Source organism: Paenibacillus sophorae (assembly GCF_018966525.1).
GTDB lineage: Bacteria > Bacillota > Bacilli > Paenibacillales > Paenibacillaceae > Paenibacillus_AQ > Paenibacillus_AQ sophorae.
Genome location: NZ_CP076607.1, coordinates 3,226,770 through 3,251,443 on the forward strand (window position 1 = coordinate 3,226,770; position 24,674 = coordinate 3,251,443).

Below are 24,674 nucleotides of genomic sequence, written 5' to 3' on the forward strand. Positions count from 1 at the left end.
CAAAGGACAACGCGCGGTATGCGCTCGACCTGGCTGGTGAAATCATGGAAGGAATCGGAGCCTTGCCGGAGCTGAAGACGGAGCCGTTCCGCGTGCTGTCCAAAGGTCTTGAATACTCCTTAAGCGTCTTCGCGGCCGCCGAGCCGGATGCAGGCTTGCGCTGCTGGAGCGCTTCACCTGCATCCCCGGTCCCCGGGTTGTCTGAATCGTGAAGGCCAATCTCGGAAAATCGCGGCTGACCCGCAAATACGGGCCGCAGGTTCAGGCCATTCTCGCCATAGTTGACAATATCCGCAAAGGTAACTATGATAGTTCCAACTAATTGGCCTCTTCATACTGGGCGGCAAAGGAGAGACATCCTATGAACATTAGCACACGATTTGCGGTTGCCATCCATATCCTGGCCCTGCTTGAGACCTTCAAAGAAGGCAAGAACACCTCCGAATGGATCGCGGGAAGCGTGGGTACGAATCCGGTAGTGATCCGCCGGATTACAAGCATGCTTGGCAAAGCGGGTCTTATCGAGGTTCGGCCGGGGATCGCAGGCGCCAAGCTGGCCCGCGCCGCCGGAGAGATTACGCTGCTGGATATTTATTTGGCGGTCGATGCCGTTGGACAGGATTCCCTGTTCGCTGTTCACGATCATCCGAATCCGGACTGTCCTGTCGGTCAGAACATCGCGGGGGCCATCATTCCGGTGTTTTCGCTCGCCCAGCAGGCGATGGAGGACATTCTCGGCAAGGTGACGCTGGCGCAGATTGCCTCACAAATCCCGGTCTGACAGCAGGCGATCTCCAAATCGCCGCGCCCCGGCCGGCCTGGTGGGAGTCCGGTAAGGAGACGCACGGCCGGTATCACGGATATCGGCTTTTTCGGTTGAACAGATTTAGTGTCGCAGTCCCCGACCTCTAAGCCAACAGCGAAGGTGGGGGTTAGACACGTCCGCTTAACAAACATACGTTCTTGTGTTATGCTAGATCCATCAAACTTGCGATGGAGGCGCGTCTCATGAAGGTGGTCAAAACACTCAAACATCCGATTACGTCTCACCACCACATGCTGGATGCGACTCTCCATGTGTATCAAGAGGCGTTATCGTTCTTGATTACGGTCATTCAAGAGCAGTTTATTGCCTTGGAATCGTTATCCACCCAAGCGGTGGTGACGGCGGTAGAACGGCTGACTCACCGTGCACAATCCGAATCCGTTCTACGCCGAATTCGATCAACGCTTTTATAAGTTTCCTTCGTATTTCCGCAGAAGTGCCATTGCGGAAGCGTTTGGCATTGTAAAAAGTCATCATTCCCGTTTTCAGCTTTGGCAAGCTGAGCAACAACACGCCCAGCAAGAAGGGAAACGCTTTTCGAAGAAACCGCCGAAATTACAAGCTCAGCATCAGGCGTTCCCTTGCTTGTACAAAGGCAATATGTTCATTCGAACCTCCGATCGGGCAGCCAAAATCAAGGTATTTCATCAAGGTGATTGGGTATGGCTCCCTATTACCTTTAAAGGGCAAGACCTATTCAAACGTAACGTATGGAGCATGAAAGAATGCAGCCCCACATTGGTCCGAAAAGGAAAACGCTATGCCCTTCATATCGCCTATGAAGGGGATGTGAAGTTGACTCAGGCGGAACTTTCCAAGCAGCGGGTATGTGCCGCCCGATTTAGGGTTAACGAATTCCGCAGTCTGTTCCGTGATGGACGCTAACGGCACTGTCTTGGCGAGGATCTTTATCAACCAAGCCAAAGAAAAAGATCGGATGCGCCAAATCATAGGCAAACTGAAACAAGCCCAGCGTCAATCCGGTATAGGGGTAAAACCGAATTTCTGGCGGCGGATGAACGGCTTACAGACGCATATCGTTCACGATACCGCGCATCGAATCCTCGCCTTTGCCCAAAAGCACAGCGCAGAGGTCATTGTCATGGAGTTTTTAGGCAAGATGCGTTTGCCTAAAGGAACGTGGGGAGCCAAGCGGCTTCGTGCCAAACTCCAGTTTTGGGTGAAACGGCGCATCCAAACGAAAGTGACCGAAATGGCGCATTTCTTGGGAATGCGGGTTTCCATGGTCAACCCTGCGAATACAAGTGCGCTTGCTTTTGATGGCAGTGGATTTGTAAAACGAAACACGAAGCGTGATGTTGCTGTATTCGCAACAGGAAAAACGTATCACGCGGACCTTAATGCCTCGTATAACATCGGCGCACGGTACGTGTTGCGCAGTATACACAAAGCCACAACTGAAAAGAAGTGGTTGTCTTTGGAGGCAAAAGACCCTTCATTGACAAAACGAACGTATTGGACGTTGGCTTCCCTCATTCGGGTGCAACAGGCGCTGAACCTTCAATCATGAAGCTCGCAAGCGTGTGCAACCCTGTATCGATGCCAACAGAAGCCCCCGCTCATGCGTAAGCTAAGTGGGGGAGAGTTCACTAGAAAGCTGAATAGAAACAGATGGCTTGGGCCCGCCGATTGGCGGGTTTTTTTGTAGCTATACAAACTTTAGAGAACCTGCTATACTAAACACAATCAATTGTAACAATAATAGTTACAGGTTGAATCTGATGTTGCAAGGCTCTTGCGGCTATTCAAGGCGCAGGCACATCACTACTTCATATTAGAGGGAGGCAATCATTATGAAAATTGCAGTAATTGGAGCAAGCGGTAAAGCAGGAAGCCGGATCGTTAAAGAGGCGCTGGACAGAGGGCATGAGGTTACGGCAATTGTACGTGACGCGTCGAAAGCGTCGGGCAGCGGGGCGGTCGTCGTCGAAAAGGATATTTTCGATCTGACGTCCGGCGATTTGAGCGGATTTGATGCCGTTGTGAATGCCTTTGGCGCGCCGATGGGTCAGGAGCATCTGCATGTGGATGCCGGCAATGTGCTGATTGAGGCGCTGAAGGATGCGCCGGGTACCCGGCTGATCGTTGTAGGAGGGGCCGGCAGCCTCTTTGTGGACGAAGCTCAGACGATTCGTGTTATCGATACGCCGGAATTCCCGGATTTCGTGAAGCCGACCGCGCTGAATCAGTTTAAAAACTTAGAAACTTTGCAGGGAACGGATTCGCTTCTCTGGACGTTTATCAGCCCATCGGCGCATTTTGCTCTGGGCCGGCGGACTGGCTCTTATGTGAAAGGAAAAGACCAATTGCTGCTCAACTCCAAGGGCGAGAGCTATGTAAGCTATGAAGACTATGCGGTTGCCGTGCTGGACGAGATCGAGCAGCCGGCGCATATCCGCGAACGGTTTACGCTGGTTTCCGAATCCTGAAAGATGGTAATTTAGCTTGAGGATATGGCTCTTAATAAAGAAGGCAGACAGGCCGTGTACAGCGGCTTGTCTGCCTTCTTGGTGTTGTCGGAGTTCCGTCAAACAGCGAAGCCTTACTGAAGCCCTTCCGCCAATTCGGCGATGCGCCGGCCTGCATCCCCACGGTACAGTCCGCCGTGGTAGCAGATAACCGTCTCGATTGCATAGCCGGCTAACCTGCGCAGACTTGACAGCGCGGTCGCCATATCCGGAGTCACCCGGGGATCTGGACCATGCAGTACGCCTTCTTTGAACGTCAGGCTGTCGCCGGCGATGAGGGTGCGGCTGGCAGGATGATACAGGCTGACATGCCCCGGGCTATGGCCGGGGGTCTCGATGACCGTTACGCCGCCTGCGACCGGCAGCTCCTGGCCGTCTTCGATCAAGGCATCCACTTTTGCCTTGGGGGGGTGGGCAAGACGGTGCAGAAAGGCCTGCCGCCATTCCTCCGGCACATGAGGCGGGAGCATGGCTGCGGCTGCGGCAATCGCCTCCGGCGTGTGCTTAAGCAGCATCCGTTCCCCTTCGATGTAAGGCTGTTCGATTGGATGCGCCAGCACTTTGATCGTCCCGTGCGGCTCACCCAGTATTGCGGGAAGCCCGCCAATATGGTCAATATCCTGATGTGTGATAATTATCGTGTCAAGTTTGGACCAAGCGACTCCCGCACGGGCAAAAGCCTCCTTGAATTTATCGAGCAGCCCCGGGTAGCCCGTGTCGACCAACACCGCATGATTTTCTTCCCACAGCAGGACAGGATAAAGGGTATCTGTTCCTCCCATCACTTCGGCTGTAATCTCCAGCATCTCAATTCCTTGGGCGATTTGCATTGTACTCCTCCTAGACGGATAATCATTGCAGTGACTATCTTAGTCGAAGAAGAGATGTTAATCAATACGTAAATTATTTATTATATCATGAATAAATATTTTTGTCAAGTAATAATATAGTGCGTGTGAAGCTGAATATCGCTGGAATTCATAACTTATTGCGTTTTAATTTACATTAACGGACTTTATCCGCTTTTTTCTGCTCCTGTATGAAGATTTACGATTGCGATATAATGATGTGAAAATATATGGGGGGCTGGTTCTTTGGAGACATTTACCGCAGTGCTTGTCCTTCTTGGTCTTATCGGCCTATCCAAAGTCGTTAACCGGTTCATTCCCTTCGTTCCCGTACCGCTTATTCAGATCGGCTTTGGGGTTATTGTCGCTGCCTTTCCTTGGGGGATTCACTTGACGCTGGAACCGGAGCTGTTCTTTGTCTTGTTCATTGCTCCGCTTCTGTTCAATGATGGAAGACGAACCCCGCGGGCCGAGCTTTGGAATCTGCGGGCTCCGATTCTGCTGCTGGCGCTTGGACTGGTATTTGCGACCGTACTGGTGGCGGGTTATGTCATCCACTGGATGATTCCGTCGATACCGATCGCGGCGGCGTTCGCGCTCGCGGCGATATTGTCGCCGACGGATGCGGTCGCTGTAAGCGCTCTGGCTGGCCGGGTCCATCTGCCGAAGAGCATCCACCGCGTGCTGGAAGGCGAGTCGCTGATGAATGACGCATCCGGCCTCGTTGCGTTTAAGTTTGCGGTCGCGGCGGCAGTCACCGGCGTGTTCTCTCTGCCCCAAGCGATTGGCAGTTTTATTCTCATCGCCGCCGGTGGACTGCTTGCCGGAGCCGCGCTGTCCTTTCTGCTGATTCGCTTAAGCGTGTTTATCCGGCGGCTGGGGATGGAGGATGTCACAGTACATGTTCTGCTGCAGATTCTGACCCCGTTCCTGATCTACCTGGTCAGTGAAGAGCTGGGAGTGTCGGGCATCCTGGCCGTGGTGGCTGGCGGCGTCGTTCAGGCCATTGAAAAAGACCGGACCGATTCCCCCCAGTACAAACTCCAGCTCGTATCGGCAAGCATATGGTCGGTGCTGCTGTTCATTCTGAACGGCATGGTATTCCTCATTCTCGGTGTTTCGATTCCGGATGTGGTGTCGGTTATATACCGGGATACGGCTGTCGATAACCTGACGGTGGTCCTATACGTGCTGGCGATCACGGCTCTGCTGATTGTACTGCGTTTCCTCTGGGTGTACTTGATCTGTACAGGGAAATCGCAGTTTAAGAACGGAAGCAAGCCGTCGATGAGGTCGCGGGTGCTTACCTCCGTTTCGGGCGTACGCGGAGCGGTTACCCTGGCCGGCGCTTTCTCCATTCCGCTTGTGCTGGATGACGGCTCGCCGTTTCCTGAGCGTGATCTAATTATTTTTCTGGCTGCTGGCGTCATTCTGACTTCCCTGGTGGTTGCAAGCGTTCTGCTTCCGCTCATCGCCCGCAGAGAGGAAGACAGCCGGGAAGAATCAGAACAGGCGGCAAGATCAAGAATTATGGAGGCCAGCATGGCGATACTCCGCGGGGCGATGGCAGAGGACAGCCGAGTCGCTGCCATTTCGGCTGCTCCAGGACTCCCGGATACGCTGCCGGCGCTGCCGGAAATACAGGATAACCGGCTTATCAACAATCCGGAGGAGGAATACGGCAAGCGGTGCGCACTCAAAGCGCGGTTGACCGGACTGCAGGCCGAGCGGAGGGAGCTGGACGGGCTTATCGCAGGCGGGTCCATTCCTTCAGAGGCGGGACAGGCGATTATGGAGCTTCTGGATCATAAAGAAGCATTCCTGTCCAGAGGACTGGATTCACAGCTCCGACTGTCGCTTGGCAAGCTGGGTCGGCTGTTCTCCGGAATATTCTCGAAATTTCCGCAAGGAGCCGGAGGTTCCGGCGTTCTCCCGGACGGATGCATTCGGGATGCCCGGATCGGGATGTGCCGCGCCGCGATAGACGCCATCCAGGAAGAGATGAACGATGATAACCGGGACGGTTACGGACGCGTGGCTGCCCGCTACGGCTTGATGCTTGACCGTCTGGAAAACGGCCCGGCCGTGAATGTGGCGGAGCAGGAAGGCCGGCAGCTGGAGTGGAAGCTTGAAGCGATCCAGGAGCAGCGCGACGCGGTCCAGCGGATGTATGAGGACGGAACTCTGCGCCGCAGAGCCACAGCCCAATTGCGCTGGTTCGTAGATGAACTGGAAATGTCGATTTGGGAGGATTAGAGATGAACCGCGAAGAGCTGTCTTTCGTTGAGATCGGAGAGGAGCATCTGGCCGAAGCGACGGATATTTATAATTATTATGTGCTGAACACCACCGTGTCGTTTCACACCGACCGGCTGACGGTACAGGATATGAAACGGAACATGCTGACCGGCGATCCCCGTTTTAAATCCTACGCAGTTATGCTGGAAGGAGAGATGCAGGGATATGTATTAATTACCAGGCACAAGAACAAGCAGGCTTATGACGTGACCGGTGAAATCAGCGTGTATCTGAAGCCGGAATGTACAGGCAAAAGATTGGGAGGGCCAACATTGGTCTTTATCGAGCGGACAGCCGCCGAACACGGTTTTCATACGCTGGTGGCCACTGTATGTTCGGAGAATAACCCCAGCCGTTCCTTTTTTGAGAGCAGCGGTTATGAGCAGAGCGCCTACTATAAGGAAATTGGCCGTAAATTCGGCCGCTGGCTTGACATCGTCGTTTATCAAAAAAGAGTCGAGGGCGTAACCGCCTGAAATTTACGGAAGCGCCTGTCCACAACAGTAAGGCCGTCTTTCCCTGGATTCTGATCCAGGAAAAGACGGCCTTGTTGTTTCAGAGCGGACGCCATCAGCAAGGGGCTCCTCTGCTCGCGCTTGGCTTTCCGCGAGAGCTCTAGCTCTTGCTGCGGCGGAACATCTGCCCAAGCACCTCGCTGAGCACAAGTCCCGTGGCGATGGCTCCCGAGAGCAGAAAAGCCTGAACGGCGGCCTGCAGCGCGGTCGTATAATCGTCTTCGACGAACCTGCGCATGGCATCATAGGCGAGGCCGCCCGGAACAAGCGGAATAATGCCGCCTACGCTGAAGATGATGACCGGCATTTTGAAAGACCTGGCAAAAATTTGGCTGACCACCCCAACGACGACCGTGGCGAAGAAGGTGGCCACGACGGATTTCCAGTGGGGATCGAGCAGCAGGTATACCATCCAGCCCAGCATTCCGGAAATTCCGCATTGAAGCAGCGTACGTCTGGGAGTATTAAACAGGATGCAGAACATGGCGGAGGCGATAAAGCTCGTAATAAGCTGCAGAATCATGATAGTTCTCCTCTTAAGTAGGGCTATGAAACGAAGGACAGCACAAGTCCGATCCCGGTTCCGATGGCAAAAGCGGTTAGGAATGCCTCGGCTCCCTTGGACAGTCCCGATATAAGATGCCCGGCCATCAAGTCTCTGACGGCGTTCGTAATCAGCAGTCCCGGAACGAGTGGCATGACGGAGCCGATGATAATCTTATCCGTTTCCGAGCCGATGCCGGCTTGAACGAACAGGAAGGACAGCAGCCCAATCAGAGCAGATGCTGTGAGTTCGGCAAAAAATTTAATCTGGACCAGCCTTTGCAAATAAACCACGGAGGCGTAGCCGAGCCCCGACACGAACAGTGCGGGCAGAGCGTCCCAGAAGCTTCCCTTGAATATGATGGTGAAGCAGCCGCCCGCCAGGGCCGCCGCCATAATCTGGAGCCAGACCGAATAGGCATGCGCCGCATCATCCACCAAGGCCAGCCGCTCGCGCGCCTGCGCCGATGTGATCTGCCGCTGGCTGAGGCAGCGCGAAATGTCGTTGACCTCCGCAACTTTTTGCAGATCGGTCGTACGCTCCTCGATGCGGAACAGCTTGGGCTGTTCCGTCCGGCTGGTCGTAAACATGATGACGGTCGGCGTTACGTAGCTGTGCGCCCCTGGAAATCCGAGAGCAGCGGCCATACGCGTCATCGTATCCTCCACGCGGTAAGTCTCCGCGCCGTTTTGGAGCATGATTTTTCCGGCCAGCAGGCATAAATCTATAATTTCATAGGTTGTCCCCGATTCGGCATTGTTCAAACCTTCTTAATCCTCCCCTTGAATGTTATATATTTGATTGTGCCTGCATCGGGCCAAAAGATCAAGCGCCAAAATATGAATCCGTTATTTGTAATGCCCGCCGATTTTTAGCGACCTGTCCTTTGCTTGCCCTGCATCGGTAAGTGATGAGGCTCTTATAATCGCGTCGCTGCCGTATCGATTTTTTATGCTGTCCGTAGCTTTATCCAGGGCTCTGAGCTTTACCTGATCCTCAAAGAGAGTGAGCTGATAATTCTGATCGTCTACGAGCTGGCTTAAGGTCACACCGACACGGCGCACAGGCATTTGATCCCAATATTTATAAAACAACATTCTTACTGTCTTAATTACGGTGTTGGTATGGTTTGTAGGGTCCTGCATCTTCATTTGACGCGAAAATCCGGTCGGTGATTCATAGGGGCTGCACATGCAACTGACGCTTACAACAGAGCCCATATATCCTTTACGGCGGCAGTCACGGCATACCTCCTCTGTGAGCTCCAGTAAAACTGTATCGACTTCCCATGACTCGGTATAATCTCTGGGTAAAGTCATCATATGGCCGACTGATTTTGGCGGAGTAACAAATGTTCCAGGTTTAACTGGACTATCATCCAGACCGTTCGCCGTCCGCCACATCACCTCTGCATGAATATCCGATTGCTTGCCAAAGCGGGCACGAAATTTATCTTTTAGACGGGGTAGAGGCGTTCTGGCAATATCTCCGATTGTATTTATTCCAAGACGAGTAAAATGTGCGGTCATACGCGAACCGACGCCGAACATTTTATGAACCGGCTGCGGCCACAGAAGGGTTTCGATTTCGGCTTGGGGCAAAGTAAAGATGCCACTTTCATTCTTCTTCGCCCAAATATCCGTTGCGATTTTAGCAAGGATTTTATTGGAGCTTATACCGATCCTCACCCGCACTCCTGTTTGACTCAGAACCTTTTGCTGAATGGTTTTGGCAATCGTTATAGGATCTCCGAAGATGGGCAGACTTGCCGTAATATCCAAAAACTGCTCATCAATACTAAATATTTCAACAAGATCCGTAAACTCCTCATAAATCTTCGTAATCATCAGGGACACATCAATATAATGCTGCATCCGGGGACGAATGACAACGAGATCGGGACATTTATGTAAAGCCTCTCCGAGACGCTCTGCCGTAGTGACTCCATATCCTTTTGCAATGGGGCAGGCCGCTAAAATGATTCCTGATCTGCGCTCAACAGAGCCTGCTACAGCAACGGGCTTATCCTTACATTCCGGGTGATCGGCTTTTTCAACGCTTGCATAGAAGCTTTGACAATCTGCCAGAAATATAATCCGTTCATGTTTCTCACTCAACCTAACCGCCTCCGCATATTCACCAGCATGGTCATTAGTTCTGCCTTAACCAAACTCCGCAGCATCGTGAAATGGTGGATATATCCGCGAACTTTATACTCGACACGAATACCCTGTGAATTCATTTCTGTGTTCAAAATTCGGATACCTTGTGTTCTCATTTTTCTCTTGGTATTCTGCAGCTCGGGATAAATCGCCTGTTCCATTTCTTTCAGGTACATAAGGACATGATTATAAATAATTTTATCCCTGTATTTCTTCAGCTCGTTCATATCTCTTGCCAGCATATCCAGCAAAATCGGCAGTAACGTGTACTCTTTAATGACTTGAAAATCTTCTTCTGTTTCAATTCTTGAATTCATATCCATAATCACACCACCATGAGGAGAACGCATATTCGTATTTTATATTATACACCGAACATCCGTTCGTTATGCAAGAGGGATTTTTTGGATGGATGAGTACCTAGCTCCGCAGCGGCGGGTTACGGTGGGCGATATCCGCGGCAGTCTGGATTAAAGGGCAGGCCATTCCGCAGCGCTCAAATGCTTCTCCTGATATTCGCCCGGAGGCATATGATGAAATTGTTTAAATACATGCGAAAAGTGCTTTACGCTCACGTAACCGACCTTCTCCGAGACATCGTATACTTTCACGGGAGGGTTTGCCTTCAGCAGCTTTGCGGCCTGCTCCATCCGGACCCGGGTCAGAAATTTGATATATGATTCCTGCATCGTTTTGTGAAAGATACTGCTTAAATAGCCCGGAGAGATCCCCATCTTTTCGGCGAGCAGGGCAAGGCTTAAAGGCTCCGCATAATGGGAGTAGATATAAGTTCTGACCCGGCTGACGATGTCCTGTTCATTTTCGTGTACAGGCTCCTCTTTGCCGCCTTTGGTCAGGCGATGAAATATTTCCTGAAACAGCCCGAGCACGGCTTGGATGGATAGCTCGGACGGATTCCGATGCATCTGCTGGAGATGGTGATAGGCGCTTTCCAGAAATCCGCCCTGGCGTTCCAAAGGCCCGTTCGCAAGCTGCCTTAGCAGATAGAGCCCGAACTTCATGACATGAACGGAGCTAATATGCGGCAGACTTTCAAAAAAACGCTTCACCGCCATTAAAAAAGCTGCCTCATTCCGATCCGGGATGGCAAATTGCAACGAGCTTAACGTTTGCTCGAGAATGGCAAGACGCTGAAGCTGAACGTCCTCATTCCACCCATTGAACAGGGAAGGTTCTTCCATGAACAAGCGATGATTAAGGGTCTCGGTCGCTTTGGCATGGGAGTATTGCAGATGAAACAGCTCGGATTCAAAGGTTCCGAGGGCGCCGGAGACGGTAATTCCGGTATTGGCAAGCATCGCGGAAGAGACCTTCCCATAGAGCGAACGGCATTTATGCTCAATATCGTTCTTGTCTTCACCCGTTACCAGCACGCAGGTGTGCTGATCTTCGTCCAGGAAGACAAATCCCGAGCCGCTTGCTTCGGACAGCTCGCCCGTCATCTGATTGAGAATAAAGCGAAAGACGGAAATGTCGCCATAGGGTATCCCTTTTTGGGCTAGCCGGTCTTCATCCAGATCCAGCACCATAATCAGACCTTCGGTTTCAATCAGCTGCACTTTCAGGCGGAAGACCAGGGGATACAGGGCCTTGATCTCCACGCTGTCGTCGCTCACCAGGGACTTCAGGAATTGTCTGACGACCTGCGTCTGGCTCTCCTTGGAGACCTTTCCCATAGCCAAAGCGGCAAGCTCTTCATGAAATTTGCGGTCCAGCTGAGCGGTAACCTTCGCCAGGGCTTCGGCCAATTCATCATGGACTACGGGCTTCAGCAAATAATTCTGTACCCCGAAGCGGAGAGCATCCCGGGCCAGCGAGAATTCATCAAAGCCGGACAGAATCAGGATAATGGGCGGATTCTCTGATTGGGACAGCCGTCTGCACAGCTCCAGTCCGTCAACGACAGGCATTTTAATATCGGTAATGACCAGATGGACCCGCACATCCTGAAGCATATCCCAGGCTTCCTGTCCGTCCATGGCTTCCCCCGCAACCTCCCAATCCGGATGATTGGAGGCGATATGCAATCTCAAATATTCGCGTACGAGCGGTTCATCATCCACAAGCAGCACTTTATACATTCTCATCGCTCCTTCCCAAATCCGGTATCCGGCAAAAGAACAGATACGGCGGTTCCCTGTCCCTGCACGCTGTCCACCTTAATTCCATAACCGAAACCGTATTTTAATTTAATCCGTTTATTCACGTTAAGCAGGCCGATGCCGGTTCCTGTCCGGGCGCCGTCTGAGTCCGGATCTCCGGCAGACTGATTGTCCGAAGGGGCCTGCTCCAGCTTGCCGCGAAGCTCCAGCAGCGTTTCCGGGCTCATGCCTTGCCCGCTGTCCCGGATCGTGAACAGAACCTCGCCGCGCGCGGTCTTTTCGCCGGAAATAAGGATGCTGGTCTGTTCGCGTTTGGCTTCGCAGCCGTGAATCACCGCATTCTCGACGATTGGCTGAAACAGCAGGGCGGGAATGGGCATGTCGTACAAAGCGGGATCGACCCTCAGTTCATACTCCAGTCTGCCTTCGTAGCGGCTGCTTTGGATGCTTAAATAAGCTTTCAGGAGATCCAGTTCCTTTTGCAGCGGGATGTCTTTATCCATTTGGGTCATGCTGCGGAGCATGCTGCTTAATTTATGGAGATGGTCGATGGCCTTGTCCTGCTTGCCTGTCTGCATCTGCATCGATATCATATTCAGCGTGTTGAACAGAAAGTGGGGCCGGATCTGATTGTACAGCGCCTGTACCTGGGCTTCTTTCTGAAGCAGCTCCGTTTCGTATACCTGCTTCACGAGCTGCGTATTTTCCCCCAGCATTTCACGTACTCTGGACACCAGACCGTTAAAGGAGGTGCCAAGATATCCGATTTCATCATTCCGGTGCGCGGGAAACGAGACCTGCAAATTGCCCTGCTCCACCTCTCTCATTAATTTCACGATATGCAGCAGAGGAGCCAAAAAACGGCGGACAAAGAAATACATCAGGATAAAAGCGAGCAGCGAGCAGGCCAATGCGATGAAGAAGCCGAAATTTCTCGTTTCCGTGGCTTTTTGATTCAATTCCTTGATGGAACTGACGGCCACAATCGTCCAGTTGGAGCGCGGGAGCTGCGTTGAATTGAGCAGGTAGGAGGTGCCGCCCTGGTTGATCGTCATGGTCGGTTTGCCGCTTGCTTTGACTTGATTGAACAAGGATACGGCGTTCAACCGATCCGTACTCCGGTAAATCACGTTGCGGTTATTGTCCAGAATAAACAAGCCCCCGCCTGAGCCCATGTCCACTTTGCTGCAAATGACCGCAATGCCGTTATAGTTGGCGTCCACCTTGATGGCCCCGAGTATTTTCTCCGTATCGCGCGTGCTCCGAAGCTGCTTCACGATGGAAAAAACCTTGGGACCGCCATTTTTCACCATCTGCTGCGTATGCGTGGGCACAAAGATGGAATCCTGCGTATTCATCGCCTGTTTGTACCAATCGAATTCCTGAAACCGGCTGTCGTAGTCCACGCTGATGGGCATGCGCCCGACCGTATACATTTCATCCGTCAAAATAAAGACCCGATTGATATCTTTTCGTGGATAAATCATCATCTCTTCGAGATAATTATCAATGAAACGGCGCTTTTTCAGTTGGGCTAGATGGGAATCATGCACATCTTCCTCCAGCGTCTGCATCACGCCATCGTTCATATAGGGCGACAGGGTAAGGCGGAACAGATCGTCGAGGTAGGTATCGATATTATAGGAGACCTGGGCGATGATTTGCTGCACCTGCTCGGAGGATTGTTGTTTAAAGTCCATCGTGTATTTGGAATAGGACAGAATGGAAGCAAGAAAGACCGAACCCAGAATGAACAATACGGAGAAAAAGAGCAGCTTTTTTTTAATACTCCAGTAGCGGTAGCGTTTCCATTTGTACATATCTCACTCCCCCCAACATCAGTGTATCGGTTTATTGTATGCGCTTCAATTCGTTTTTCGGGGATCTGCAAAAATCGCACCCTTGTGTAAAAAAGCGGTGTTTTGCTGCCGCGCATTCCCCCTTATGATGAGACTGTAACAAGGAACACAATCAGGGGCCAGACAACAAAAGGGAGGATTCAATATGAGAAGAAAGAAACTTGGTTTGCTGCTCAGCGGCGTGATGATGCTCGGCTTACTGGCAGGATGCGGTGGAAAAAGCGCGGATTCACCGAACCCAAGCAGCAGTGCCGGCACGGCCCAGGAAACGGGTCCCAAAGAAACGGTGAAGCTGAAGTTTTTTACCGGAAAAGTGGAGACGGTCGATTTGATGAACAACCTGATCCAGAAATTTAACTTAGAAAATCCGGGAATCGAAGTGGAGCAGGAATATCAGAAGGACGCAAGCAATGTGATTAAAGTAAAATTCGCTTCCGGCGATATTCCCGACATCACCACGGTTGTGGAGCAGGATTATATCGATCAGGGCAAATACCTGGATCTTTCAAGCGAGCCGTTCTGGCCGAGAGTACTGCCGGCGATTAAAGAGCTGTCGACGGACGTAAAGAGCGGCAAACAGTATCAAGTTGCGACAAACGTGACGATGGCCGGTATTTTTTATAACAAAAAAATATTCCAGGAGCTGGGTCTGAAAGAAGCGTTGACCTGGAACGACTTTAAAGCGAATCTGCAAACGGTCAAGGACAAGAAGCCCGATGTGACTCCGATATTTATCGCCGGAAGAGAGTCATGGACGCTTGGACATCTGATTGAATTCCTTGCTCACGGCATCATCAAGCAGGATTTGGGCGTAAAAAGCTCCCGCGAAGCGTTCATCAACAATGAATCCGACAAATTGAAGTTTGATCAGGAGAACGGCCCGATCGATACTTTCGCCAAACGGCTGCTGGAGCTGCAAGACGCGGGCCTGATTAACAAAGACGCTTTGACCGCGACGTACGACAATCAGAAGGAAGCGTTCGCTACAGGCAAAGCCGCGATGATCAGCCAAGGAATGTGGGTGGTTGCGGATCTGCTCAAAATTAGCCCCGACTTCCAGAATGACATCGGGTTCAGCCCGTACCCGTCCATCCAGGACGGAACGAAGCCGGTCGTACTTTCCGCCGACGATTCGAGATATGCCATTACCGCCGAATCCAAGCATCCGGAAGAAGCGAAGAAATTCCTTGAATTCTTACTGCAGCCGGAAAATCTGAAGACCTACAGCGAGTTCCTGAAATCGCCTCCGGCGTTTACCGATGTGACTGCGGACTGGGGACCGCTTAAAGACCAAGCCAATCAGGCCCTGAGCAGCGGCGTCAATATCGCTTTCACGGATTCCCCCTCGGGCTTCTCCGGTGACGATGCCGGCAGAATGGTGCAGGAGCTGCTGGCAGGCCAGTATTCCACTTCTGTTGATTTTGCCAAAGCCTACAAAGACGCCTGGGACAAAGCTTGGAAAGCGACGCACAGATAAGCGGCGTTACGGTTTCATAGCGTAAGACTGCGGGAGTATGATAACATCGGGACCCGGGAACGGAAAAGCGTTAGATAGAAGCCGGGTCCCGGCAACGGATTGGAGAGAAATCGGATGAATCTACTGCGTAAGTTATGGAATAACCTGCATCTTTTTATGGCATTGCCGGCCATCCTGTTGTTCGGACTGTTCTTTATTTATCCGCTCGCGCAGGGAATCGGGATCAGCCTGACGGATTCTAACGGCATGTCGGCTCCGCGTTTTGTCGGACTACAGAACTTTATCGACTTTTTCCATGACGCCCGGGCGAAGAAAGATGTGTACAATACGCTCTTCTTTGCGGTTGGAAGCGCTCCCTTGCTTAATATATTCGGCTTCTTGTATGCGCTGATTCTGGATCGCCCGTTTAAGGGAAAAGGGTTTGTGCGTGCGGTCGTCTATTTGCCGGCGGTCATCAGCCCGCTGATTATGGGGTATGTCTGGTATTTTATCCTGCAGCCTGACCGTGGCTTTCTCTATCATTTGCTGGAAAGTCTGCATCTGGGCACCGGCGGAAGCGACTGGCTGGGCAATGCGCATTCCGCGCTTATCGTGCTGGTGTTCATCAATGTCTGGCAGTTCGTGGGGATGACGATGATTATCTATCTGGCGGGTCTTCAGTCCATTCCGAAAGAGCTGTACGAGGCGGGTGAGATCGACGGCGCCGGGTATATAAAATCACTTTGGTACATTACGATTCCGATGGTCGTTCAGTCGATCAAAATCAATGTCGTCACCAATATTATCGGGTCCCTGTCCGTCTTCGAAGTTATCATGGCGCTGACGGACGGAGGGCCGGGCTACAGTACGGAATCGCTGAGCATCTATATTCTTCGCATGCTGTACGGTAGCTTTACCGGCTATTCGACCGCTGTAGCGATGGTTCTGTTCGCCATGATTATTATTCCCGTCTTCATCTTTATGAGATATATCAATAAGAAAGAGTTTGAAATGTGAGGGCCGCCGCTATGAAAAATACTCGAACACTTGGTAAATACGCCTTGGTAGCGGGCATGTCGCTGCTGTCCTTGATCCCTTTTTACATCCTGCTGTACTTGGCGCTGAACAAGCCCTCCCGCACGTTGTTTAACGGCCTGTCGCTGCTGCCCGATTTCAATTTTTCCAACTTCTCGGAAGCGTGGGAATCGTCCAGGATGGGACTCGCTACGCTGAACTCCCTGATTATAACCATAGGCGGCGCCGTCCTGATTATTCTTGCGGCAAGCTCCGCGGGCTACGCCATCGCAAGGTACAGCAACAAATTTCATCAATCGGTCTTCAATCTGCTGCTGATCTGCATGATGATTCCGGCGATCATTATTACCGTGCCTCTTTACACGCTTATGAAATCGATTGGCGGCATCAATACGCATTGGGCCATGATTTTGCTTATGGCGTCGAACGGCATTCCTTTTTCCGTGTTCCTGTATACCGGCTTCATTAAAGTGCTTCCCAAGGAAATTGAGGAGTCCGCCATCATTGATGGATGCACGCCGTTTACAGCCTTTTGGAGAGTCACGTTTCATTTTCTGCGTCCGGTAACGGCGGCCGTTGTCATTTTGCAGGGGCTGGCGATTTGGAATAATTACGGCCAAGCCGTATTTTTCCTGCAAGGCCAAGACATGAGGACGATCCCGCTTGCCGTGTCCATGTTCTTTCAGCAGTACGGCGCGCAGTGGAATCTGATGGCGGCGGCCGCCGTGATCGGGCTTGCTCCCGCTGTCGTTGCTTTCTTGGTCTTCCAAAAATATTTCGTCAAAGGAATAACCGCCGGAGCGGTGAAAGGATGAACCGTATGTTTCCAACGATTAAAGACGCCTATCCAAACAAAGCCCAATATATAACCGGAGAACCGGTATGTATCAATGTTGAACTGAATAACCAGCTGCAGCACGAAGTTCGGGTTCGTCTAACAGTGGAACTTGTGTGTATGAACCGCGTGCTGGACAGCCAAGCCCATGATATCGTCATTCCTCCGGGCGCTGTTTCAACGCATCTCCTGACTTTTGGCCCGCCAGACGAAGCCTTTCGGGGGTATGGTGTTGACCTGCAGCTTACGCAGGACGAAGCGGAGCCGATGCATTTCTCGACGGCCTTTGACGTCGTTTCGAGCTGGCGGCAGTCGCCGAGGTACGGTTTTTTGAGCGATTTTCATTCGCGTGAGCAGGGCGATGCGAAGGATGTGGAGAGCCTTAATAAGCTGCATATTAATCTGGTGCAATTTTACGATTGGATGTACCGCCACGACGATCTCGTTCCACCGGAGGAGACCTTCAATGATTTGATGGGCAGAGAGCTCAGCCTTAAAGTAGTAAAGGAGAAAATCGCGCTCTGCCACTCCTACGGAATGAAAGCTATGGCCTATGGAGCGATTTACGCCGCCAGCAAAGATTTTTACTGGGAGCATCCCGATTGGGCGCTGTATTACGGCAACGGAAAAGTCGTCGATTTCATCGATATTTTTACGATTATGAACATCAGCGAGGAGTCGCCCTGGCATCGCCATATCATTGGAGAGTACAAAAAGGCGATCGAGCAGGTCGGTTTCGACGGCATTCATATGGATACGTACGGTTATCCGAAGACGGGTATTTCAAGACTTGGCGGCGTGGAAAAAGTGGAGCGCCTGGAGAAGCAATTCCCGGTTCTGATCGAGAATACCCGCAAGGAGCTGAACAAGTCCAAGGAGGATATCGGCCTGATCTTTAACAATGTAGGCAATTGGCCGGTTGATACGGTGGCGGCGGCCGCTCAGGATGCCGTATATATCGAGGTATGGAATCCTTATGAAAAATACCATCATATTCAGCAGATCATTGCCTGGGCACAGCAGTTCGGCCACGGCAAGCCGGTCATTCTCGCCGCCTACTTGAAACCTTTCCGGCTGGAATCCCCGGAATCCATTGATAGAGCGCATGCCGCTGCGCTGCTGCTGTCTGCGGTGATTTTCTCCCATGGAGCCTATCACCTGCTGCTAGGAGAGAACAACGGAGTGCTCACCCAGGGATATTACGTCGATTATTCTGTGGCGGGCGATGCCTTCATGCGGGAAATTCGGACTTATTACGATTTTATGGTCCGCTACGTTCATTTGCTGTATGATCCGTCTTTGCGCGACGTCTCCATGACGCATGTGGAGGGCGATAATTTGGAATATATATTCGGCGGCGCGTCTTATTCCACGTACGGCGAACCCGGCAAAGTCTGGACCGTGGTCCGGGAGAACGAAAAGATGAAATTGATTCAATTCATCAATCTGACGAATAACGCCGAAGATTATTGGAATGAAGGGAAGAACCGTCCGGCGGAGGTGAAAAATCTGACCGTTCGCGTTCAAGTCAGCGAGCCGGTTCGTTCCGTATTTACGGCCAGCCCTGATATTGACATGGGCAGACCCCATGACCTTGAATATTCCCTTGAAGAAAGTGATCGGGGATATGTGCTATCCGTTACCGTACCCAGCGTGTATCAATGGAGCATGCTGGTGATTGGGCATTGAGCGGGCGCCGTGGAAAGGTTAGGCCTAAGGTGAATTTTGCGCCCTTACCTCCGGATATTTTATAATAAAGCCGGCATTGATCAGAACGGGGGAGAGGACAAGTAGATGTTGATTAAAGATATGGATGCGCAGGCCAGGAAGGAAGCCGCCAACCTTGCCGGTCCGCTGATGGTCTCCCGGGGGAAGATTCACCGGTTGGAGGAACTGCCCGGCTGCTGCGTGGAAGATGGGGATGGGAACATGTTGGCGGCAATCTTCTATAATGTGCAGAACGGGGAGTGCGAGATCGTCTCGCTGGAGAGTAGAGCGGAGAATCGCGGTGCAGGCACGAAGCTCATCGAGGCGGTAACCGCGCGCGCCCGGTCGGAAGGGTGTGCCAGAGTCTGGCTCATTACGTCCAATGATAATACGAGGGCAATCCGCTTTTATCAGAAAAGGGGATTCGATCTCAAGGCCGTTCACCGGGATGCCATTACAGAGGCGCGCAAGCTTAAGCCGTCGATTCCCCTGATCGGGAATGACGGCATTCCGATCCGACATGAGCTTGAACTGGAGTACTTGTTGTAACCGCAGCAAGGAATACTGTGGTATTATATGGAAAGGAGGGATGTTATGGCATTAGCGGTAATGAACAAGCGTGAATTCGATTCCTTGGAAGATGAAAGATTGGGCTGGGCATGCATGGAGCCGACCTTCAGCCAAATCCGCGCGAAGGATATGTCGGTGAAGGCCAAGGTAATATCCGAACTTTCTGAAGGACAGCGGGCGTTATGCATGTTCAAAGTCTTTTACGGTCATGCGAAGAATTCGGAAATGGAGTATTACGGCTGGATCTCCCATCTGCTGCAAAATCCGGACATGTGGACGGGAGTGATGAACGGATTAAGCTTTTTTAGCGATATGGAGATGTCCCGACTGCTGGAAGAAACGAAAGAGATTCTGGAGACCCGAAACCACAGGCTCGGCTTGGAGTGGAAGGATGCCGTAATTACAGACCTCGATCATGATAAGGAATTGAATGCCGAGGTGGAGCGGTTATATCGGCAGTTTCAGCAGATTTCTCCGGAAAGTCTTAAGGCAATCGCCGCCCATATCCGGGCAAATGCCGGTGAATTTGTGAGGTTCGAGGAGTGAACACTATATATAAAGTTCTCGTTTTTTGCGTCCGCTGTGCGGGCGTTTTTTTTTCGGCCAATTTCCCTTATCGTGACTCCCCTTATTGATTTTCCTTGACCGTTAGCCGTGTATTCCCAGCCGTTGGCCGATGAGTGACCACGACCAAAGTCCAGAACGAAACTAAACCTCGGACAGTTACTGCTAATTTAGTCATTTGCTATCCTGTTGTTAGAAGATATTGTCACATCAAGCAACTCGGTAAAATTTTTTTGAACAATGGGGTGAACACAATGAACAACTATATGGGAGACGACCATTCAGAGAGCAGTATTTATGTGTTGTTGACCGATACGGGCACTTTGTTCACAACATTGATCAAAAGCTTCACCGCCGCTCCGTATAACCATGCATCCCTGGCGCTCGACGCGGAGCTGAATGATGTGTTCAGCTTTGGCCGCAAATACCCCAAAAAGCCTTGGGCTGGAGGATTTGTGAAAGAAGATGTCTATGAGGGAACCTTCCGTCATTATCCCGACACTCGCTGCGTACTGCTTAGGTTGCGGATTTCGAAGCAGCAGCGTGACGCTGCCGTTCGGATTATCCGGTCTTTTCAGAAGGAGAAACAAGCCTATCGATACAATCTGATCGGATTATTAGGAGTGCTGATGAACCTTGACATTGAGACGAAAAATGCTTACTTTTGCTCCCAGTTTGTATCCGAAGCGCTGCGCAAAAGCGGACTTTTCTTATGGGATCGGCCATCCACGCTGGTGACGCCCAACGATTTTCTTCACCATCCTGCATTCGACACGGTTTACGAGGGCTTTCTGTACGATTACCCGCTCCTCAACCGGGACAGGCTAAAGTACATACGCAATGTGGAAGAAGCTTCAAGCGAATTGGAGGAGCAGGCTGTTTGATGGATACAGTGGAGCTGATGCAGACAGCAGCAGAAGTTCGCGCTATTCATCAAGGGTACGGTTAAGTCTCGCCAGCATGTCACCGAAAGTCCGGCATTCCTGGGGCGACCAGTCTTTAAATATTTCCCCGTATCTGGCCAATCTGACTTTTTTTGCCTCCTCAAGCTTTTGTGAGCCTGGCTCGGTGATCTGAAAATAACTAGATCTTCCGTCCTGCGGATCGGGTATTCTCTCTATGTATCCTTTATGTTCAAGCACACTTGTCTGTCTGCTTATCGTGGAGGTGTCCAGGCCGAGTCCCTCCGCCAGAGCCTTAACCCCAATGTTGCCTTGGTTGGACAAATGGTACAGCAGGGTATAGCTTGAACGATCCAGTCCGCCATGCTTCTTGTCCAGGGAGGCGCGGCGAATCAATGTCATCATCTCATTACTGATGAAATCCAAATTTTTATCTTCCATAGCACTACCGTCCCTTTAGTTTGTACTCTTCTCCATATTATAAGTGAAAATACCCAGCCACAAGTAAAAATACATAACCCTAGATGAAAGTAACGTGAAAAAAGTAATATTGATTTTCAAAATAATAGTTGTATAATACACCTATATTAAATTAATTGTATCCTACACCTATATTTAGAGGAGAGAAAGCATTGAATAATCAAACCGCTAGGAATTCTTCCTTCTGGCTCATTATTTTAGCGATTTTTTTCGGCAATTTCATGACTATCCTGAGCTCCACAACGATTAATGTGGCTTTTCCGGTGTTTATGAAGGACTTTCAAGCGGAGGTTGGCACTGTTCAATGGATGATTACCGGCTATCTGCTGACAACCGGGGTTGTCGCGCCGGTCGTCGGCTATTTTGGCGATAAGTGGAGTTATAAGTACCTGTATGTGTTTGCTTTATCTGGATTTACCCTCTTTTCCTTTCTATCCACGATCGCTTGGAGCATTCATTCCTTAATTGCCTTTCGCATCCTGCAAGGGGTGTTCGGCGGCCTTATCATTCCCACGACGATGACAATGATCTATCAGTTTATTGAGAAGGAGCAGCAGGCTTTTGCCATGAGCTTATGGAGTCTTTCCTCCATGCTTGCCCCGGCGTTCGGGCCTACACTCGGCGGCTGGCTTACCGGATATTTCGGCTGGCAATCCCTGTTTATCATCAATCTGCCCATCGGAATCATTGCTATTACGGTAGCGCTCAAATGCCTGCCCTACCACCGCCAGTCCGGCAAGCTCAAAACCTTTGATTTGCCCGGCTTCATAACAGTTATTCTAAGCAGCGCGTCAATTATCCTGGCTTTCAGTGAAGGGAATTCCTGGGGCTGGACGTCGTGGCAGACGTTATCCTTGCTGGTGGTAGGGGCGTCCATGTTGACCTACTTCATCCGCAGAGAGCTCTCCCTGAAGGACCCTCTGCTCAATCTGAAGGTGTTCCGCCAGAAGCGCTTTACGTTCAGCTTAATCATCAACTGCACGATTACGATCTCATTATATTCCGGGACGTTCCTGATTCCGGTTTTTCTGCAGGATATTCAGCAGTCCACTCCGCTATTAACCGCTCTGGTGCTGCTTCCGGGCTCGCTGGTGATGGCGTTTCTATCACCGGTGGTCGGCAAGCTGTATACCAAGGTAGGTCCGTTCTGGCTTATTCTTAGCGGTATCCTGCTGATGGTAATATCGACTTGGGAGCTCAGTCATCTTACGCTGGCTGCAACCCATGTCTATGTGGCCTCATGGATGACGCTGCGTTATGCAGGGATTGCCCTTGCTTTTATGCCGGTTACCAATGCGGGGATGTCCGCCATCTCCAAGGAATATACCGGTCATGCCTCTTCCGTAACGAACTGGGTACGCCAAGCCACCGGAGCGCTTGCCATTGCGATCTTCAGCTCTTTGCTGGGCGCGAGATCCGCGACTCATCTGAAAGCGCTGGCCAGGGGAGCGGAGGCCGGTTCTTCTCTGCTGAAGGCTCAGGGCATGGCGATGGGCGTTCAGGATGTGTTCCTGGCCGCTACATTAATTGGCGTCATCGCGATCCCGTTAACCTTTCTCCTAAAAAAACCGAGAGCTGGCAAGGCTAACGCCGTTCTACGGGCGAAAACTTGAGCCTGGAACCCAACATTCGGTGCGATTACGGATATATAACATCCATGTCGGAGAAAACTCTATGCCAACTTCAATTGTACGATTCTGGACGTTTGCGAAGTTCGAATCGGGGGATACGGCGACCCAACCGATCAATCCTTTCGAGCGCATCGCCGGCCCGGAGTATGGGCTTCCCCAACCGGTTCCCACCATTGCTGCACAAGAGCTCTTCTATGGATACGGTTATAGGTGTCCGCACAAAAAGTTGGTCTCCGGTAAAAAAGATGTACTTATTTTAAACGAAATTATCAAAATTCTGTTCTACATTAATTTTGCGTTCCTGGACATAATAAATCCGTAAAAAATATGGTAAAAGGAGCGATATTAATTGGGTATTTTAAGTGGTAATCCAAAAGATGAACCGATGCATTATGGTGAAATTTATAGTGTATGGCAGAGCTCTATGATGGCCAGAGACGTGGTGTCGCTATACCAAGCATTTTTGAATCATGCTGGTGATAAAGACCTGAAAAAAATCCTTGATGATCTTATCGATCAAGCGGAACTGGAAATGAAAGAATGCGATACATTGCTTACGGCTAACGGAATTGCACCTGCACCAGTATTGCCTAAAAGACCAGAAGTAAAACTTGAAGATATACCTGCCGGTGCAAGATTTACCGACCCTGAAATCGCTGCACATATAGCGGCGGATGTCGCCACGGGATTGGTTGTATGTAGCCAAGTTATGGGACAATCCATTAGAGTTGATATCGGAGCTTTATTTGCTAAGTACCATGTAGCTAAAGCAGCATTAGGGGTCAGAATTCTTAATTTGACTAAAGAAAAAGGTTGGCTCATTCCTCCGCCACTTCAAATCAAACGACCAGAGACAGTTAAGGCTTAGAAAAATAAAATCCCGCTCAATTTGCGGGATTTTATTTTATCAAACAACAAACTCAGTAAACACCGACTACGCAACATCCCTGATTTGGTCCAGTTTCTCATTCTCAGCCGGGCACGTAGTCGCGGTGCCAGATGGACAAACTCCTTATTCTCCCCGGTCACAGTTGTTTTGCAACGCCATGAAAAGCTCGCTTGTGTGTAGGCAAGACTCCCAACTCGATAATCCCAGCCGCGCGAAGCTTGCCGGACGATCCGGACGACACTGCGACAAGCCAACGCATGTCAATGAAGCTTGGAGGAAAGTTCCCTGGAAAAACTATCAAACATGGTCTAGGGGCGTGTCCTGGCAGACACGCCCCTAAGTAACACAGCTTAATTAAAATTTCATCTTTAATGTATCACATCTGTTAGTATTTGGTTTGAGGGAGTTTGCAGTGCAAATTTCTGTTGACCAATTAACGAGTGTCGTTTTTATCTGAAAGGAGAACATGCATTGGATATAACTCATGAGATTACATATGACAAACCGATATGCGAGAGATATTTAAATACAAGGTAAAATTGCCTTGAATATTCTAAACATCCCTTTGCCGACGAAAGTTAAGGTCATCACGCCTAATAAGGACTATCTTTTAAATATCTTAGAGCATCAGAGAATCGTTAAGGAAAATCTCCTTACGGTTCTCTTTTTTTCTTTCAGGGAATTTCCGCTTAAAAAATTCTGTTCTCAATCCATTCTCAAGTCGCACTTTTCAATGTTTTTCTGGACGGATGGGGATCGAACCCATGACCCCTACCCTGTCAAGATGAATCAGTTCTTCCTTAGTTGCTTTGTTCACAAAATGAATCTTTGATTTATACCCTAATGCTTAGCCTATGTCCTACACACATTTTATTCCAATGTACTATAGATGTGAAAATTTATCATTCGAAAATTGGTGTTATATGGATGAATGGACGCGA

Annotated in this window: 25 protein-coding genes and 1 pseudogene; 18 read left to right on the top strand and 8 right to left on the bottom strand. The window is 50.6% G+C overall.

Annotation, left to right across the window (positions count from 1 at the left end):
- Positions 1 to 44 precede the first annotated feature (44 nt).
- The 6 genes from KP014_RS15160 to KP014_RS15175 all read left to right on the top strand — a co-directional run bounded on the left by KP014_RS15160 (position 45) and on the right by KP014_RS15175 (position 3,276).
- The gene (locus tag KP014_RS15160) at positions 45 to 212 is read left to right on the top strand and encodes a hypothetical protein (protein WP_175491951.1); all 168 of its coding nucleotides are present in this window, start codon (positions 45 to 47) and stop codon (positions 210 to 212) included.
- Positions 213 to 361: 149 nt separating this feature from the next.
- Complete coding sequence (locus tag KP014_RS15165; RefSeq protein WP_036600409.1) at positions 362 to 781, top strand: Rrf2 family transcriptional regulator; 420 nt, start codon at positions 362 to 364, stop codon at positions 779 to 781.
- 227 nt (positions 782 to 1,008) lie between these two features.
- The gene (locus KP014_RS28810; protein WP_139210658.1) at positions 1,009 to 1,239 is read left to right on the top strand and encodes a hypothetical protein; all 231 of its coding nucleotides are present in this window, start codon (positions 1,009 to 1,011) and stop codon (positions 1,237 to 1,239) included.
- Positions 1,190 to 1,711, top strand: a complete 522-nt coding sequence (locus tag KP014_RS28815) for a hypothetical protein (RefSeq protein WP_246590507.1) — start codon at positions 1,190 to 1,192, stop codon at positions 1,709 to 1,711. The genes KP014_RS28810 and KP014_RS28815 overlap by 50 nt, the downstream gene beginning before the upstream one ends.
- Positions 1,701 to 2,357, top strand: coding sequence for an IS200/IS605 family accessory protein TnpB-related protein (locus KP014_RS28820; RefSeq protein WP_090833892.1), 657 nt, complete (start codon positions 1,701 to 1,703; stop codon positions 2,355 to 2,357). Before KP014_RS28815 ends, KP014_RS28820 begins: the two co-directional genes overlap by 11 nt.
- A 283-nt stretch (positions 2,358 to 2,640) precedes the next feature.
- Positions 2,641 to 3,276 carry an NAD(P)-dependent oxidoreductase gene (locus KP014_RS15175; protein WP_036587237.1) on the top strand — a complete coding sequence of 212 codons (636 nt, stop codon included), beginning with the start codon at positions 2,641 to 2,643 and terminating at the stop codon, positions 3,274 to 3,276.
- 113 nt (positions 3,277 to 3,389) lie between these two features.
- On the opposite strand, the gene KP014_RS15180 is transcribed toward KP014_RS15175, so the two are convergent.
- On the bottom strand, positions 3,390 to 4,145 hold the full coding sequence (locus KP014_RS15180) for an MBL fold metallo-hydrolase (RefSeq protein WP_090833893.1): 756 nt from the start codon (positions 4,143 to 4,145) through the stop codon (positions 3,390 to 3,392).
- A gap of 264 nt (positions 4,146 to 4,409) precedes the next feature.
- On the opposite strand from KP014_RS15180, the gene KP014_RS15185 reads away from it, so the two are divergent.
- Both KP014_RS15185 and KP014_RS15190 read left to right on the top strand, forming a co-directional pair.
- Entirely contained in the window at positions 4,410 to 6,419 is a 2,010-nt protein-coding gene (locus tag KP014_RS15185) for a Na+/H+ antiporter (RefSeq protein WP_090833894.1), read from the top strand.
- 2 nt (positions 6,420 to 6,421) lie between these two features.
- Positions 6,422 to 6,937, top strand: a complete 516-nt coding sequence (locus KP014_RS15190) for a GNAT family N-acetyltransferase (RefSeq protein ID WP_036595107.1) — start codon at positions 6,422 to 6,424, stop codon at positions 6,935 to 6,937.
- Positions 6,938 to 7,076: 139 nt separating this feature from the next.
- Here the strand turns inward: KP014_RS15190 and KP014_RS15195 are convergent, their stop codons facing one another.
- The 6 genes from KP014_RS15195 to KP014_RS15220 form a co-directional block, all read right to left on the bottom strand.
- Complete coding sequence (locus KP014_RS15195; RefSeq protein ID WP_036595108.1) at positions 7,077 to 7,499, bottom strand: threonine/serine exporter family protein; 423 nt, start codon at positions 7,497 to 7,499, stop codon at positions 7,077 to 7,079.
- A gap of 23 nt (positions 7,500 to 7,522) precedes the next feature.
- On the bottom strand, positions 7,523 to 8,284 hold the full coding sequence (locus KP014_RS15200) for a threonine/serine exporter family protein (protein ID WP_281426405.1): 762 nt from the start codon (positions 8,282 to 8,284) through the stop codon (positions 7,523 to 7,525).
- Between the two features lie 84 nt (positions 8,285 to 8,368).
- Entirely contained in the window at positions 8,369 to 9,637 is a 1,269-nt protein-coding gene (locus tag KP014_RS15205; protein ID WP_036604273.1) for a DNA polymerase IV, read from the bottom strand.
- The gene (locus tag KP014_RS15210; protein WP_216700369.1) at positions 9,634 to 10,032 is read right to left on the bottom strand and encodes a YhjD family protein; all 399 of its coding nucleotides are present in this window, start codon (positions 10,030 to 10,032) and stop codon (positions 9,634 to 9,636) included. The genes KP014_RS15205 and KP014_RS15210 overlap by 4 nt, the downstream gene beginning before the upstream one ends.
- 120 nt (positions 10,033 to 10,152) lie before the next feature.
- Positions 10,153 to 11,784 (bottom strand): response regulator, encoded by a 1,632-nt coding sequence (locus tag KP014_RS15215; protein ID WP_036604277.1) that lies wholly within the window; start codon positions 11,782 to 11,784, stop codon positions 10,153 to 10,155.
- 2 nt (positions 11,785 to 11,786) lie between these two features.
- Entirely contained in the window at positions 11,787 to 13,625 is a 1,839-nt protein-coding gene (locus tag KP014_RS15220; protein WP_036604278.1) for a sensor histidine kinase, read from the bottom strand.
- A gap of 184 nt (positions 13,626 to 13,809) precedes the next feature.
- On the opposite strand from KP014_RS15220, the gene KP014_RS15225 reads away from it, so the two are divergent.
- The 7 genes from KP014_RS15225 (at position 13,810) to KP014_RS15255 (ending at position 20,715) form a co-directional block, all read left to right on the top strand.
- Positions 13,810 to 15,141 (top strand): ABC transporter substrate-binding protein, encoded by a 1,332-nt coding sequence (locus KP014_RS15225; protein WP_036604280.1) that lies wholly within the window; start codon positions 13,810 to 13,812, stop codon positions 15,139 to 15,141.
- A gap of 114 nt (positions 15,142 to 15,255) precedes the next feature.
- Positions 15,256 to 16,137 (top strand): carbohydrate ABC transporter permease, encoded by an 882-nt coding sequence (locus KP014_RS15230; RefSeq protein WP_036604282.1) that lies wholly within the window; start codon positions 15,256 to 15,258, stop codon positions 16,135 to 16,137.
- 11 nt (positions 16,138 to 16,148) lie between these two features.
- A complete protein-coding gene (locus KP014_RS15235; protein WP_036604284.1) occupies positions 16,149 to 16,970 on the top strand; it encodes a carbohydrate ABC transporter permease in 822 nt (273 codons plus the stop codon).
- 5 nt (positions 16,971 to 16,975) lie between these two features.
- Positions 16,976 to 18,679 (top strand): glycoside hydrolase family 66 protein, encoded by a 1,704-nt coding sequence (locus KP014_RS15240; RefSeq protein WP_036604285.1) that lies wholly within the window; start codon positions 16,976 to 16,978, stop codon positions 18,677 to 18,679.
- A 105-nt stretch (positions 18,680 to 18,784) separates the two neighbouring features.
- Positions 18,785 to 19,246 (top strand): GNAT family N-acetyltransferase, encoded by a 462-nt coding sequence (locus KP014_RS15245; RefSeq protein WP_036604287.1) that lies wholly within the window; start codon positions 18,785 to 18,787, stop codon positions 19,244 to 19,246.
- A 45-nt stretch (positions 19,247 to 19,291) separates the two neighbouring features.
- Positions 19,292 to 19,813, top strand: a complete 522-nt coding sequence (locus KP014_RS15250; protein ID WP_036604289.1) for a hypothetical protein — start codon at positions 19,292 to 19,294, stop codon at positions 19,811 to 19,813.
- Positions 19,814 to 20,085: 272 nt separating this feature from the next.
- Positions 20,086 to 20,715 (top strand): C40 family peptidase, encoded by a 630-nt coding sequence (locus KP014_RS15255; protein WP_246590508.1) that lies wholly within the window; start codon positions 20,086 to 20,088, stop codon positions 20,713 to 20,715.
- Positions 20,716 to 20,757: 42 nt separating this feature from the next.
- On the opposite strand, the gene KP014_RS15260 is transcribed toward KP014_RS15255, so the two are convergent.
- Entirely contained in the window at positions 20,758 to 21,174 is a 417-nt protein-coding gene (locus KP014_RS15260) for a MarR family winged helix-turn-helix transcriptional regulator (RefSeq protein ID WP_036604291.1), read from the bottom strand.
- Between the two features lie 191 nt (positions 21,175 to 21,365).
- On the opposite strand from KP014_RS15260, the gene KP014_RS15265 reads away from it, so the two are divergent.
- The 3 genes and pseudogenes from KP014_RS15265 (at position 21,366) to KP014_RS15275 (ending at position 23,712) form a co-directional block, all read left to right on the top strand.
- A complete protein-coding gene (locus tag KP014_RS15265; protein ID WP_036604293.1) occupies positions 21,366 to 22,826 on the top strand; it encodes an MDR family MFS transporter in 1,461 nt (486 codons plus the stop codon).
- Positions 22,827 to 22,828: 2 nt separating this feature from the next.
- Positions 22,829 to 23,001: pseudogene (locus tag KP014_RS15270) on the top strand (acetyltransferase); the annotation flags it as partial.
- Positions 23,002 to 23,193: 192 nt separating this feature from the next.
- Complete coding sequence (locus tag KP014_RS15275; protein ID WP_036604295.1) at positions 23,194 to 23,712, top strand: DUF3231 family protein; 519 nt, start codon at positions 23,194 to 23,196, stop codon at positions 23,710 to 23,712.
- Positions 23,713 to 24,674: the final 962 nt, after the last annotated feature.